The sequence below is a fragment of the Kosakonia beeri genome, assembly GCF_054165705.1.
Genome location: NZ_CM135106.1, coordinates 1,031,071 through 1,045,583, shown reverse-complemented (window position 1 = coordinate 1,045,583; position 14,513 = coordinate 1,031,071). Strand labels below are relative to the sequence as shown.

Annotated in this window: 8 protein-coding genes; all 8 read right to left on the bottom strand. The window is 56.1% G+C overall.

Annotated features, from left to right (window positions below; genetic code table 11):
• Positions 1-49 precede the first annotated feature (49 nt).
• A complete protein-coding gene (locus ACUY4S_RS05110) occupies positions 50-3,793 on the bottom strand; it encodes a bifunctional nitrate reductase/sulfite reductase flavoprotein subunit alpha (protein ID WP_458022120.1) in 3,744 nt (1,247 codons plus the stop codon).
• A 19-nt stretch (positions 3,794-3,812) separates the two neighbouring features.
• The gene (nirB, locus tag ACUY4S_RS05105; protein ID WP_458022173.1) at positions 3,813-6,725 is read right to left on the bottom strand and encodes a nitrite reductase large subunit NirB; all 2,913 of its coding nucleotides are present in this window, start codon (positions 6,723-6,725) and stop codon (positions 3,813-3,815) included.
• 35 nt (positions 6,726-6,760) lie between these two features.
• Entirely contained in the window at positions 6,761-7,555 is a 795-nt protein-coding gene (locus tag ACUY4S_RS05100) for an ABC transporter ATP-binding protein (protein WP_312691370.1), read from the bottom strand.
• 10 nt (positions 7,556-7,565) lie between these two features.
• Entirely contained in the window at positions 7,566-8,453 is an 888-nt protein-coding gene (ntrB, locus tag ACUY4S_RS05095) for a nitrate ABC transporter permease (RefSeq protein ID WP_458022121.1), read from the bottom strand.
• 10 nt (positions 8,454-8,463) lie between these two features.
• Positions 8,464-9,723 (bottom strand): CmpA/NrtA family ABC transporter substrate-binding protein, encoded by a 1,260-nt coding sequence (locus tag ACUY4S_RS05090; RefSeq protein WP_458022122.1) that lies wholly within the window; start codon positions 9,721-9,723, stop codon positions 8,464-8,466.
• 285 nt (positions 9,724-10,008) lie between these two features.
• Positions 10,009-11,265 carry a nitrate- and nitrite sensing domain-containing protein gene (locus ACUY4S_RS05085; protein ID WP_312691315.1) on the bottom strand — a complete coding sequence of 419 codons (1,257 nt, stop codon included), beginning with the start codon at positions 11,263-11,265 and terminating at the stop codon, positions 10,009-10,011.
• A 71-nt stretch (positions 11,266-11,336) separates the two neighbouring features.
• A complete protein-coding gene (locus ACUY4S_RS05080) occupies positions 11,337-13,196 on the bottom strand; it encodes a sigma 54-interacting transcriptional regulator (RefSeq protein WP_312691314.1) in 1,860 nt (619 codons plus the stop codon).
• A 143-nt stretch (positions 13,197-13,339) separates the two neighbouring features.
• Complete coding sequence (locus tag ACUY4S_RS05075) at positions 13,340-14,503, bottom strand: metallo-dependent hydrolase (RefSeq protein WP_312691313.1); 1,164 nt, start codon at positions 14,501-14,503, stop codon at positions 13,340-13,342.
• Positions 14,504-14,513 lie beyond the last annotated feature (10 nt).

The window sequence follows — 14,513 nt, the reverse complement described above, 5'->3', positions numbered from 1 at the left end:
CTGAATGCGCCGTCGCGGGGTCGCCGCTTTGTATCACAGCGGACAAAGGTTAATAGACATCCCGAAGGTAGCGCTTCTCCTGTATCCGTCTTGCCACCCACGTGCTGGCCTCGTCGGCACTCATTGCGCCCCAGCGCTGCACTACCTGTTTGAGCGCGCTGTCCACATCTTTTGCCATTCGTCTGGCATCGCCGCACAGGTAAAAATGGGCGCCGTCGCGCAGCCAGCGCCATAAGGTTTCGCCCTCTTCCAGCATACGGTGTTGCACATAGACTTTTTCCGGCTGATCGCGGGAAAAGGCCGTGCTCAAACGGTGCAGAACCCCTTCGCGCTGCCAGGCTTCCAGTTCGTCACGGTAGTAAAAATCGGTCGCGGCACGCTGTTCGCCAAAGAAGAGCCAGTTTTTCCCGCTGGCAGCTGTGGCCTGGCGCTCCTGTAAAAAGCCGCGAAACGGCGCAATACCGGTTCCCGCACCGACCATAATCACCGCCGTATGCGGATCAGCTGGCAGGCGAAAATGGGGCGATGCGTGAATAAAAATGGCGGCGCTGTCGGCGCGATCGGCCAGAAAAGTGGAACAGACACCACCGCGCAGGGGTTTATCACCATAACGAACCGTAGACACCGTCAACGCGACCTGCTGCGGCGACACTGTCGGGCTGGAGGAGATGGAGTACAAACGGGGCTGCAATGGCCGGAGCACCGAGACCCAGGCTTCTGCCGTCGCCCGCAGTGGGAACAAATGCAACAGATCGATAATCTGCCGCCCCCACAACCACTGTTGTAATGCCTCGCTGTTTTCGCTCGCAAGCCAGCGATGCAACTGCGGGCTGGCGGAGTGTTCGGCCACAAAACGCAGGATCTCCGGCGTAATTCGACTAATGTCGATATGGCGGCTCAGCGCGTCGGCGAGCGACATCTCGCCCCGCTCAGCCACCTGCACCGGCGTGTGGGGGGCAATGCCAAGCGCAGCAATAAATGCGTCAACCTGCTGCGGGCAATTCTGGGGCCAGACACCCAACGCATCCCCGGCCTGGTAGTGCATCCCGCTGCCCTGTAAATCAAACACAAACTGGCGGATTTCCCGCTCCGCGCCCGGCCCATTCAGCAGCCGGTTACCCACCAGCGGAGCAGTCAGAGGCGCATGGCGACTGAAGCCGGGCGGTGATTGCTGCGGCATATCATCGGGTAATACGTCGACAGAACAGGGCAATGCCCGCAGAATATCGTGGAGCCAGCGCCGGGCGTCGGCACTGTCGGCTTCACAATCTACACGCGGGATAAGCCGTTTCCCGCCGAGCGCCGCCAGCCGGGCATCAAGCTGGCGACCAAAGCCGCAAAAACGGTCGTAACTGGCATCGCCAAAGGCCAGCACTGCGAATTCGGTGGCGGCAAGCCGTGGCGCGCGATCTGTCTGTAATTCAGCCCATAACGCCGTGGCATTGTCGGGTGGGTCGCCATCGCCAAAGGTACTGGCAATCCACAGCACACGAGGGGTAGCGGCGATGTCCTGCAACGTGATGCTCTCCATGCCACAGACTTTTACCGCAGGCATGGCCAGGCGTAAACGTTCGCCACAGGCGCGGGCAAAGGTTTCGGCATTACCGGTGGTCGAGGCCCACAGCACCAGGGTTCCGGCTTGCTCCTCTGCGTTGTTTTGCCCGCTGCTTGCCAGTTTCTCCACCGGCTGCAACGCGCTGCGCGTCAGGGCAACGGCACAATGTTTCAGCTCCGGTTGCAACGACAGGGGATCGACGGCATCGCTGGTGACCGCATTGATCGCCAGTTTGTCGCCAAACAGATCGTTCCAGTGAAACGGGGCAAAACAGTGCCCGGCAAGAACCCGATCGGTGATGACCGCAGGCAAGGTCGCCTGCCCGCGTCGTGAGGAAATATCCACCCTGTCGCCCTCGCTAATCCCCCGTCGCGCGGCATCCTGGGGGTGGATTTCAATAAACGGCCCTGGATTGAGTTTATTGAGCATCGGGATTTTGCCGGTTTTGGTCAGAGTGTGCCACTGGTGCTGGAGGCGCCCGGTATTCAGCACCAGGGGAAAGCTATCGTCCGGCATATCGGCAGGCGGCAAATCCGGGCGGGCAAAGAATTGTGCCTTGCCGCTGGGCGTGGCAAAACGCAGCGTCGACTGACGGTAGCGGATCGGGTGGCGCGGCTGGTCGTCACCCGGCGGGCACGGCCACTGCAACGGCGCATCACGCAGGCGTGCATAACTGGCACCGCGAATGTCATAGCCCGTATCGGGGTTCCAGGTCTGGCGGATTTCGTCGAATACCTCCTGCGCGCTGGCATAAGTAAAACCGTCGGCGTACCCCATTGCGCAAGCCACCCTGGCGATAATTTGCCAGTCCGCCAGCGCTTCGCCCGGCGGCGTCACCGCCTGCTGCATCAACGTCATGTTGCGTTCAGAGTTGATCATCACCCCTTCGGCTTCTGCCCACAGCGCGCCCGGCAGCAGAATATCGGCGTAGCGGTTGGTTTCGGTATTGAGGAAAGTATCCTGGGCGATAACCAGTTCCGCCTGTTGCAACCCGGCAATCACGTTTTGCCGGTTCGGCACGGTCGCGACCGGATTGGTGCAGATTATCCAGCAGGCTTTAATGCGCCCCGCGCGCATCTCGTCGAACAACGCGATCGTGCCGCCGCCAGTCTCACGGCGTAATGTCCCCGGCGGCCGCTGCCAGAGCTGTTCAACAAAGGCGCGATCTTTTTCGACCAATACCGAACGCTGGCCCGGCAAGCCGCCGCCCATGTAACCCACTTCACGGCCCCCCATTGCATTCGGCTGGCCGGTAAGCGAAAACGGCCCGCTGCCAGGACGGCAGATCGCGCCCGTGGCGAGGTGCAGGTTGCAAATGGCATTGGTGCTCCAGGTGCCGTGCGTGCTCTGGTTCAGCCCCATGGTCCAGCAGCTCATCCACTCGCCTGCGCGACCAATCCACTCTGCGGCCTGCCGAATGTCGGCTTCTGCCAGCCCGGTGCGTTCCGCCACCTGCTGCGGCAGGTAGTCCTGTAAAAAGTCCGGCATGCCCTGCCAGCCTTCGGTAAACGTCTCAATAAAAGGGTTATCAAGATGGCCGTTTTGCACCAGCAGCCCGAGCAGACCATTCAATAACGCCAGATCGGTCCCGGCATTGATCTGTAAAAACAGCGAGGCTTTCTCTGCCGTTGCGGTACGCCGTGGATCGACAACGATCAATTTAGCCCCGGCGTTGACCCGCTCCATCATGCGTAAAAAGAGGATCGGGTGGCAGTCAGCCATATTGGCACCTATCACCAAAAACAGATCGGCGCGATCGAAGTCATCATAAGAGCCGGGGGGGCCGTCCGATCCCAGCGACAGCTTGTACCCGCTGGCGGCGCTGGCCATACAAAGCCGGGAGTTGGACTCAATATTGTTAGTGCCGATAAACCCTTTCGCCAGCTTGTTCGCCAGGTATTGCGCCTCCAGCGACATCTGCCCGGAAACATACAGCGCCAGCGCATCCGGGCCATGCGTATCAAGGATGGCGCGTAGCCGCCGCGCCGTTTCGCCAATTGCGTCCGTCAGCGCCACCTGCGTGGGTTCCTGCTGACGCTGCGCCCGCACATAAGCATGGGCCAGCCTGCCCGGTGCGGTAATGGCCTGCGCGCTGCTTTTGCCTTTAGTACAAAGGCGGCCAGCATTCGCGGGGTGTGACTTATCTCCTGTTACGTCGATAATGCGCTGGTTTTCAACCTGTAAGACCAGACCACAGCCTACCCCACAATAGGGGCATACACTTTTTATCTGCTCCATTTTCGCCCCCGGTAATGACTTAAGATGCCTCGGCAATTGCCGGGAAAGTGGCCTGGCTTTGCGGCGTGCGCTTCACCCAGATTTGCCCCTGATCCACTCTCACCGGCCAGCAGCGCAACCGCAGCGCCGCGTCATCCGGGCTGATGCCATCGCTCAGGCGAAAACGTTTTTTGTACAAGGGAGAGATAACGATGGGCTCGCCGGCGATGTCGCCCACCAGCCCGCGCGACAGCACGTTCGCGTTGCTGCCCGGTTCGTGGTTCTCCAGAGCGAAGACCTGCGGTTCCGCTCCCGGCAAATGAAACAGCGCAATTTGTTGCTGACCGAGGCGTGCGGCCATGCCGGCATTGGCCGGAATGTCGGCCAGTGCGCCCATATGCACCCATTCGTTGCCGGGCAGATCGCTCTCTTGCGGCTGGCGGGGTTTTTCCTCTGCCGTCGCCGGGCGAATTTGCCCACGCTCTTCAACCATCACCACCGCTTCATCCGGGCGGCTGCTGTTGAGGAACCCACGGAACAGCAGCCGGTTTTGCGGATCGTCCAGCGTGGTTTTCCATTCGCACTGGTAGCTTGCCACCACCTGTTGCATCTCGCTTTCCAGCGCAGCACCCAGCCCGAGGCTGTCTTGCAGGATCACCTGTTTGAGGTAGTCCAGCCCGCCTTCCATATTGTCCAGCCAGGTGCTGGTGCGTTGAAGCCGGTCGGCGGTACGGATATAGAACATCAGTACGCGATCAATCGTGCGGATCAATGTCTCACTGTCGAGATCGCTGGCAAACAGATCGGCGTGGCGCGGCTTCATGCCGCCGTTACCGCATACATAAAGGTTCCAGCCTTTATCGGTGGCGATCACCCCAATGTCTTTACCCTGCGCTTCGGCGCATTCACGGGTGCAACCGGAAACGGCCATCTTAATTTTGTGCGGTGCACGCAGCCCCTTGTAACGATTCTCAAGGGCGATCGCCATGCCGGTTGAGTCCTGCACCCCGTAGCGACACCAGGTGGAGCCGACGCAGGATTTTACCGTACGCAGCGACTTGCCATACGCATGCCCGGTTTCAAACCCGGCAGCGATGAGTTCCTCCCAGATAGCAGGCAACTGTTCGAGGTGCGCGCCAAACAGATCTACGCGCTGGCCGCCGGTAATTTTGGTGTAGAGGTTGTAACGCTGCGCGACCTGCCCAATGGCTATCAAACCTTGCGGCGTGATCTCTCCGGCCGGAATACGCGGCACTACCGAGTACGTGCCATCTTTCTGAATGTTGGCAAAGAAGCGGTCATTGGTGTCCTGCAACGGCAGGTGCTGCGGCTTTAACAGGTACTCATTCCAGCAGGAGGCGAGCATGGATCCCACCAGCGGTTTACACACTTCGCAGCCATGACCGCGCCCGAAACGTTCGAGCAACGCGTGGAAACTGCGGATCTCATGCAGGCGAATCAGGTGGTACAGCTCCTGCCGTGACCAGGCAAAGTGCTCGCAGACATCTTTTTTCACCTCCACGCCCCGTTGCTGCAACTCATGCTCCATCACCTGCTTCAGCAATGGCACACAGCCGCCGCAGCCCGTTCCGGCTTTGGTGCAGGTTTTTAGCGCGCCCAACTCGCTGCAACCGCCCGCCACCGCAGCGGCGATATCGCCTTTGCTAACGTTATGGCAGGAGCAGATCTGCGCACTGGCGGCGAGCGCTGCCACTCCCAGCCCTTTTGGCGCATCGCCCGCGCGGGCTGGCAGGATCAACCCTTCCGGCTGCGCAGGTAGCGGCATGGCGTTGAGCATCATTTGCAGCAGCATGCTGTAGTCGCCGCTGTCGCCAATCAGCACCGCGCCCAGCAACCGTTTCCCGTCCCCCGACACCACAATTTTCTTGTAGATTTCGTTCGGGCCATCGGTCCACTGGTAGCTCTGGCAGCCTTCGGTTTTGGCGTGCGCGTCACCGAGGGACGCCACTTCCACGCCGAGCAATTTCAGTTTGGTGCTCATGTCTGCGCCGGTAAAAGGCGTGTCGCGGGCAGCCAGCGTATCCGCAACGCTGCGCGCCATCTGGTAACCCGGCGCCACAAGGCCAAAGATCTGCCCGTTCCACGCGGCGCATTCACCAATGGCGTAAATCGACGCATCTGAAGTCTGACAATGGTCGTTAATGGCAATGCCGCCGCGCGTCCCTTTTTCCAGCGGCGCGCTCTGCGCCAGTTCATCCCGCGGGCGAATACCCGCCGAGAACAGCAACAGATCGGTTTCCAGCCAGCTGCCATCGGCAAAACACAGACGGTGCCGCGCCTGCTCGCCGTCAACAATCTCGCGTGTCTCTTTGCGGGTGTGCACTTTCACGCCCAATGCTTCGATTTTGCGTTGCAGCATCGCGGCGCCGCACTCATCCAGTTGCACTGCCATCAGGCGCGGTGCGAACTCCACAACATGGGTTTCAAGCCCTAGCTGACGCAGCGCATTGGCCGCTTCCAGCCCCAGCAACCCGCCGCCAATCACCACGCCGGTGGTGGCGTTTTTTGCCTGCGCGGCGATGGCATCCAGATCGTCCAGCGTGCGATAGACCAGGCAGCCGGGGCGGGTGTTACCGCGAATAGGCGGCACAAAAGCGTATGAGCCGGTGGCGAGCACCAGTTTGTCATAATGGGTTTCTTCCCCCTGCTCGTCGCGCACGCACCTGCGCTGACTGTCAATGGCGACAATTTTGTGGCTGCTGCGCAGGGCGATGCCGTGTTGCTCAAAGAAGCCTTCGCTGACCAGCGACAACGACCCGGCACTGCGCCCGGCGAAGTATTCCGACAGGTGTACGCGGTCGTAGGCGGGTAATCTCTCTTCACCAAAGACCACGATGTCATAATGCTGGTGCAGCTCACGTTCCACCAGTTGTTCAAGGAAGTAGTGGCCGACCATGCCGTGCCCTACCACCACTAATACAGGCTTTTTCATCATCCGATCCTTACATCGACAGAAGTGAAGAGAGGTCAGGCCGCTTTTGGCTGCTTTTCATACAGGAAATGCAGTACCTGCTGGCGATAACGCTGGTAGTGCACATCCTCCGCCAGCGCCACGCGCGAGCGCGGGCGTTCAAGCTCGACGGTCATGATTTCACCAACCGTTGCTGCCGGGCCGTTGGTCATCATTAGCACCCGGTCTGAGAGCAGCACGGCTTCGTCAACGTCGTGAGTGATCAGCACAATGGTGGTGCGCAGGCGTTGCTGAATTTCCATCACTGCATCCTGCAGATGCGCGCGAGTTAAGGCGTCCAGCGCACCGAAAGGCTCGTCCATTAACAACACGTTGGGTTTCATCGCCAGCGCGCGGGCAATGCCAACCCGCTGCTTCATACCGCCGGAAATTTCGTGCGGGCGTTTATTCCATGCATGAGACATATGCACCAGATCGAGGTTGTGCATGATCCATTCATGCATCTCCACTTTGCCCATTTCACCGCGAAATACCTGGCGCACCGCCAGTGCCACATTGTCGTAAGCGGTCAGCCACGGCAGCAATGAATGGTTCTGAAACACCACGCCGCGCTCCGGCCCTGGCCCGTCGATTTCGCGGTTATTGCACAGCAAACCGCCGCTGGTCGGCAGGGTGAGCCCGGCGATCAAATTCAGCAGGGTCGATTTACCGCAGCCGGAATGGCCAATCAGGCTGAGGGTTTCGCCGCTGTGAATATCAAAACTGACGTTATCCAGCGCAAGAAACTCACCGCTGCGGGTGTGAAAACGCTGGCTGACCTGCTGTACCTGAATAATGGGATTTGTACGCATCATGGCCCCCTTAGCGGCTGCTGTAGTTAAAACGGCTGGCTATCCACATCAGCCCCTGCTCCAGCAGCAGGCCGACAACCCCAATCACCACAATGGCGATGATGATGTTTTCCACGTTCAGGTTGTTCCACTCGTTCCAGATCCAAAAACCGATGCCGATGCCGCCGGTGAGCATTTCGGCGGCGACAATCACCAGCCAGGCAATGCCAATGGATAAGCGCATGCCGGTGAGAATGCCAGGCAGCGCGGCGGGCAGCAGGATTTTGCGCATAATGGCGAACTCCGAAAGCTTGAGGACCCGCGCCACGTTCAGGTAGTCCTGCGGGATCTGCCGCACGCCTTCTGACGTATTGAGGATCATCGGCCAGATGGAGCAGATAAAGATGGTCCAACTGGACGCCGGTTCAGCGCGCTGAAACAGCAGTAAACCAATCGGCAACCAGGCCAACGGACTGACCGGGCGTAACAACGAGATCAGCGGGTTGAGCATGTTGGCAACAAAACGAAAGCGCCCGATCAGAAACCCGGCAGGGATGCCCACCAGCGCAGCAAGACCAAACCCTGTCGCCACACGTTGCAGCGAGGCAAGCACGTTCCAGCCAATACCCTGATCGTTAGGCCCGGCGACATAAAACGGATCGGCAAAAATCACCAGAGCCGCCTGCCAGGTCTGCCACGGCGTAGGGAAGTTTTTACTGTTCAGCGCCGCCACTTGCCACAAACAGAGCAGCAAGCCGAGGCCGAGCAGCGCCGGTACCACGCGCTGCATCAACGGGCGCAGCAATGACGGGCGGCGGCGCACCCGCACTCTGGCGGGCAGCGCAACCACTTCCGCCTGCGGCGCTGCGGTGGGGGTAAGGTCCTGTGGGATAGGAATAATTTTCGCCTGACTTTTCATATGCAACCTCTCACTTCTTCACGCTAAAACTGTTGGCATAGGCAGCGGGGTTGCTACCGTCCCAGCGAATGCCGTCCATCAACACGCTGCTGCGCATGTCGCTGTCCGGCAGTGACACACCGCCAACAGCGGCGGCGGCCTGTTTGTAGATATCAATGCGGTTAACCTGGCGGGCGACAGCAAGATAGTCCGGGTCGGTTGTCAGCATGCCCCAGCGTTTATGCTGGGTGAGGAACCACATACCATCTGAGAGCCAGGGGAAGTTGACGGAACCGTCGTGGAAGAAACGCATGGCATGATCATCTTTCCAGCTTTTGCCGATGCCGTTGTCGTACTGGCCGAGCATACGACCGAGGATGGTTTCCTCTTTGGTATTAAGGTAAGCGCGCCCGGCGATGACACGTGCCGTTTCGCGGCGGTTATCCTCTGAGGCATCGATCCAGCGGGAGGCGTCGAGAATAGCGGCAGTCAGCGCACGGGCGCTGTTCGGGTGTTTCTCTACCCAGTCGGCACGGGTACCGAGCACTTTCTCCGGATGATCCGGCCAGATCTGCTGACTGGTGGCAGCGGTAAACCCCAGATTGTCGCTGATGGCGCGCTGGTTCCACGGTTCACCCACGCAGTAACCCACCATGTTGCCAATCTTCATGTTCATGACCATTTGCGGTGGCGGCACCACTACACTGCGGATATCGTTGAGCGGATGAATGCCCGCGCTGGCAAGCCAGTAGTTGAGCCACATGGCATGGGTGCCCGTCGGGAAGGTTTGCGCAAACGTAAAGGTGCCTGCCGGGCTGGCGGCGATGTGCTTTTGCAGCGTCGGCAAATCACTAACGCCTGCGTCATGTAGCTGATTTGCCAGTGTGATCCCCTGCCCGTTCTGGTTGAGTGTCATCAGCACTGCCATCGCCGTTTGCGCACCGGACAAGCCCATTTGCAGGCCATAAAGCTGGCCGTACAGCATATGCGAGGCGCTCAGTTCACCGGATACCACCTTGTCACGTACCGCCGCCCAGTTGGCCTCTTTGCTGGGCACAAGGGTAATGCCGTATTTCTTGTCGAACCCTTTTACTGCGGCCATCACCACTGATGCGCAATCCGTCAGCGGAATAAACCCGACACGGATCTCATTCAACTCCGGCGCGTCGGAACCGGCAGCCCATGCACGGTTCATGACCGAAGGCAGCAACAGCGTGCCGCCGAGCGCTGCGCTGCCCAGTAAAAACTGACGACGGGAAACCGCCATACCTTTGCTGTTGTTGTTACTCATTGCCACCCTCGCGCTGCTCACCCTTGCGGGAACGCAAAAAAAAACGACGCCCATAAGCCCGTGCTCAGTTGCACGCTTATGGACGCCGTTGTCCGGTTTACGCTGTTCCGACCGCCGTTGGCCGTGACTGCGTTATGTCTGATGTACCTGTTGAGTAAAGCAAGGGCTATGCCAGGATGGCAGACGGGCGTTTTTTCTGGCCTGCAACGCAAAAACAGACCGATGCCGCTCGCGTTAACGCACTATCAAAGGGCAGATTTCGCACACTTCACGTGCAAATACTCCCTAGGGAGTAGAGTGAAAAACATCGGCTACCGCCACCATCGCGCTGGCAATCTCAACCAGCTTTTTATTCTGGTTCATTGCCATCCGGCGCAGGGTTTTATAGGCCTCTTCTTCACTGATCTGTTGGTGTTGCATCAGCATGCTTTTGGCCCGCTCAATGGTTTTACGTTCATTCAGCGTTTCGCGCAGCGTCGCCAGTTCGCTGTCCAGCGCCTGTAAGCGCCGGGATTGTTGCTGCACCAGCGTTAATAGCGATCGCCCAAGTTGCGGGCGAACACCACCGCTTTCCAGCCAGCCGTGAGAATCAATAAACACCGAGTAGCGGCTCTCTTCACTCTCCTGCGGGAGAGTCAGGCTTTCCAGATCGGCCCGCTGTTCACTATTGGCCTGCTCCGTTTGCGCGATCCGGGCCTGACAATGCGCCATCAGCGACTCCGCCAGCGTATCCTCCAGCGCTTTCATCTGATCGATACGCTGCGTGGCCAGCGCGAACCAGCGCAGGCAACTGTCTGCCTCCATCACCTCACGCCCGGTGCAGGCAATACGTCGTAAGCGTTCAAACTGGCTGTCGGTGGCTAATTGCTGCCAGCGTAATCGGTGCGTTTCGTCGGCAAAATCGGCGAAGGTGGCGAAATAGCGCTCCTGGCGCTCAATCAGATCCTGTAGCTTTTGCTGCGTCTCATCGCTGAATGTGCCCACGGCAAAGGCCGCCGCGCCAATGGCCCGTTCCTGCCCGGCGTACTCTTTGCCCTGCATAAAGCTGAACATAGCAATCAGCGCACGTGAAATGGCCGGCTCGGCGGCGGTGTCGGAAAGCTCGAACACCAGTGACAGTAAGTGGCGAATAATGTCATTAAAAAAGGTCATCGCCTGCGGTATACGCAGCGCGCGCTGGCGGATCTGCTGGCGCAGGGTGGGCAGCAGGCTGAGCGCATACACCACGCTGGCGACATGGCTGAACAGGCGGCTCGCCTGCGGCAGCAGCGTTATCTGGCTTTCCAGCCTGTCCAGATGTTCCATTAAGGGTGCCTGCGCTTGCGCCACCTCGTTCTCACGCAGCAGCAGTTCATCTGTAAACTGGCCATCTTTGGCGCACAGAAACATGTTCGATGTGCCCCGCTCACGTTGCAGCATATGAACCAACTGGCTGATGTTGCCCACCAGTTCGCCGCTTTGCAGCAGGTAGCGCAGGTTATTCAGCTCGCACTGGCGCGAGGCGAGCAGGAAACGAATGGTCGTCGATGAATTGGCTATCATGCACGGGCTCCCGGAAAGTCTTCACTTTACCGATGCAAGCGGCGCGCCAGGCCTGCTGAAAAAGCTCGTTTTTAAAGGCTATACTCTTTTATTTTTCGCCATAAGGTCGTCGGGCTAATACCGAGGATTGCCGACGCTTTGTTACGATCGCCTTCACATTCTTTCACAACACGGGCAATCAATTTTCGCTCCTGCTTTTTCAATAGATCGCTTCCCTCTTCGGTTGCGCTCTCACTTTCCACAGAAGGCAAAATTTTACTGATAGTCTGCAACAGCGTTTTATCGACCTGCTCACCATTAAGCAGAACCATAAGACGGTAGATGACTGCCTGTAACTCGCGAACATTGCCAGGCCAGGGGTATTGATTAAGATAGGCGATGGCATCGTCAGTAAAATTGAGTTTTCTGCCATGTCGGGATAACAGGGATGCAACAATTAATGGCACATCGCCAGGCCGTTCACATAAGGCAGGTAACCTGAGCTCAAGAATATTAATACGGTAGTAAAGATCTTCTCTAAATTCTCCGTTGATAATTTGCTGCTGTATATCTTTATTACTGGCTGTAATTAAGCGAAAATCGGCCGTTATCAGCGCATCTCCGCCAATACGGCTAAACTGTTTTTCCTGTAAGACGCGCAGTAATTTAACCTGAACAGATAAAGGTGCCTCGCTGATTTCATCAATAAAGACAGTGCCGTTCATCGCCATTTCAAAAATACCGGGCTTACCGCCTTTCCGTGCATTTGTAAATGCCCCCTCAGAATAACCGAACAACTCGCTTTCAAGCATGCTTTCCGGGATGGCCGCACAGTTAATGGCGATAAAAGGCTCCGAGCTTCGGGCGCTGGCATTATGAATACTCTGAGCAAATAACTCTTTGCCAGTCCCCGTCGCCCCCAAAATACTGACGGGTAAATCATGCCGGGCATAAATTTTCGCCCGTTCGATAGCGGATAAAATCGAAGAAGACTCGCCCACTATATCAGCAAAAGAATAGGTAGCAACGAACCCTTTGGCAGTATTTTTTTTATGGTTGTGTAAGCCAGAATTTGTGGTTCCACCCTGCCTGACACCGGTAATCACACTATAAATGTTATGCCTATGAGCGCTATGCTTGATGGTCAAGAGGATGATTTCACCATCGACTTCAATAGGCTGGTCTTTTACATCAATTTCGTTAATTATGCTTTCGTAACTATTTTTGAAGAGGTCTTTTTTGAATATTTTGTCACCGCGCTGACAGCGAAACAGCGTCTGCGCGGCTGTATTAACACCTATCACCTCCCCTGTCTGATCGATAGACATAATCGCTTCGCGAGACTGGTTCAGCGCGGCATAACTAATTGCAAGCTTGCTACTTTCTGCTTCAATGTATTTTAACAAACTGAATGCTTCATTTAGTGCCTGCTCAATGGAAATAATATCTGTATCACCCATAACGACATTAAGTGAATATTTCCTCGCCATCTCAGCTACCGTTAAACCACCAATAACCAGCTGATAGTCGTTGTCAGCCAGATTCTTAACAACATATTCTATATCGTTATGGTTATAAACCTGGCATATTTTGAATTCATCACCGGTCATATTTTGATAATGGCGCAGCACATTGCAAAATTGAGGAAAGCCGACGGCTGCAATCTTTTGAGATTTGCTTTTCGCTTCTTGTACGATTCGGTAAATACCATGCAAATCATGCGCAATTTCTATCACGGGAATAGTGATATGGCTTCTCAGCAGTGCCGCAGTACCTCCGCGACTAATGATTATTTTAGTCCCGCGCTGGATTAGTTCATGCGCTTTTTCGATGACATCAAAATAATAAATTTCGTAAACCGGGATATCCAGCTTTCGTTCAATTAGGACATTGGAGATGCGTTGTGTAATTGTCCTGGAAACTGAAAAAATTGCAATATCATGGTTCTGCATATATTTCTCATATTTATATGATGTACATCACGTCATACTAACAGGGTGTTCTCATTAATACACTGAGCTTCAGGTTATCCTTAACCCAAAGCAAAAAGCCCTGCCAAAGCAGGGCATAACAGAAAACGTATCGCAGCAAAGCATTAGAAATGTAAGCGCCGGTACGCGATCGCGCCGTTAACCAGCGTGGCACAGTTGTCGATATAACGATCACCTGTGACGCGCGAGCCTCTCGTATCCTCAAAGACAATTTTGTGTTGGCGAAGTTTGACGATAGAGATGTCTGCGCTGGCTCCCGGTTGCAGGACACCGATTTGCCCCTGCATTTTCATCAACCTGGCCGGTGTTGCGGTAACCGCACGGATGATATCAAAAAAGGACATGCCCATATTCAGGTACTTCGACATAACAAACAACAGGCTATACACCTTATCTGTGCGTAAACAGTTTCTCTGGGTTAAATCCGTACTGATGATATCCGGGTAAAATCCCTGTTCCATGGCACTATGGGCAATATTGAAATCAAAATGGGCTACGCCATTTGAGCAGTCAAATACTACACCACGCTGTTTCGCCGCAAAAATTTCGGGGAACACTTCTCCCTGAGCGTCGAGCAATGCGTTCCCAGTGCCGTGAAAACAGTGCGCGTAAATATCATTAGCTGCGAAATGCCCTATAAGCTCATTCGCCGCAAGCAATGAATCTGTGACATGCACACAGAGGCTGGTTCCCAGCTCCCGTGCCAGCGCCACCGAAGCGAAAAAAGGATCGCTGGAATAATTTTTGTCCTTTGCAATATCCTGGCTGTAACGCAGCTTAAGGCCGAGGATATTATCGCTGTTTTCTGCCAGTGTGCGGGCAATGCGCTCGACGTTATAGTTTGCTGGATTGGTGTTTTCAAGATAGCCCGTCACACCACCGCCTAACGTGGATAACCCAATATTAACCACATTCAGGTAACTTTTTATTTTTACCATTGCAGTGTTAATAACAGTATTGCGAAAAAGCGCATAGTTCACCCAACCACTACTTCCTGCGTCCACCACACTGGTAACGCCGTTAGGCAAACAGGTGACGTCGGGATTAACGCTAATAGCTGTACCGCCATGAAATACATGGGCGTGAAAATCGATTAATCCAGGAAGCACAATACAGCCAGCCGCATCAATGATCGTTTCTGCCGACGAGGCATCTACCTGATTCAGATCGACAATGCGGTTGCCTATTATGCCAATATTGCGGTTAACATAATTGTCATTATCAATATCCGGCACCAGGCCATTTTTGATCAGGATATCCAGTTTCATCGTATTACTC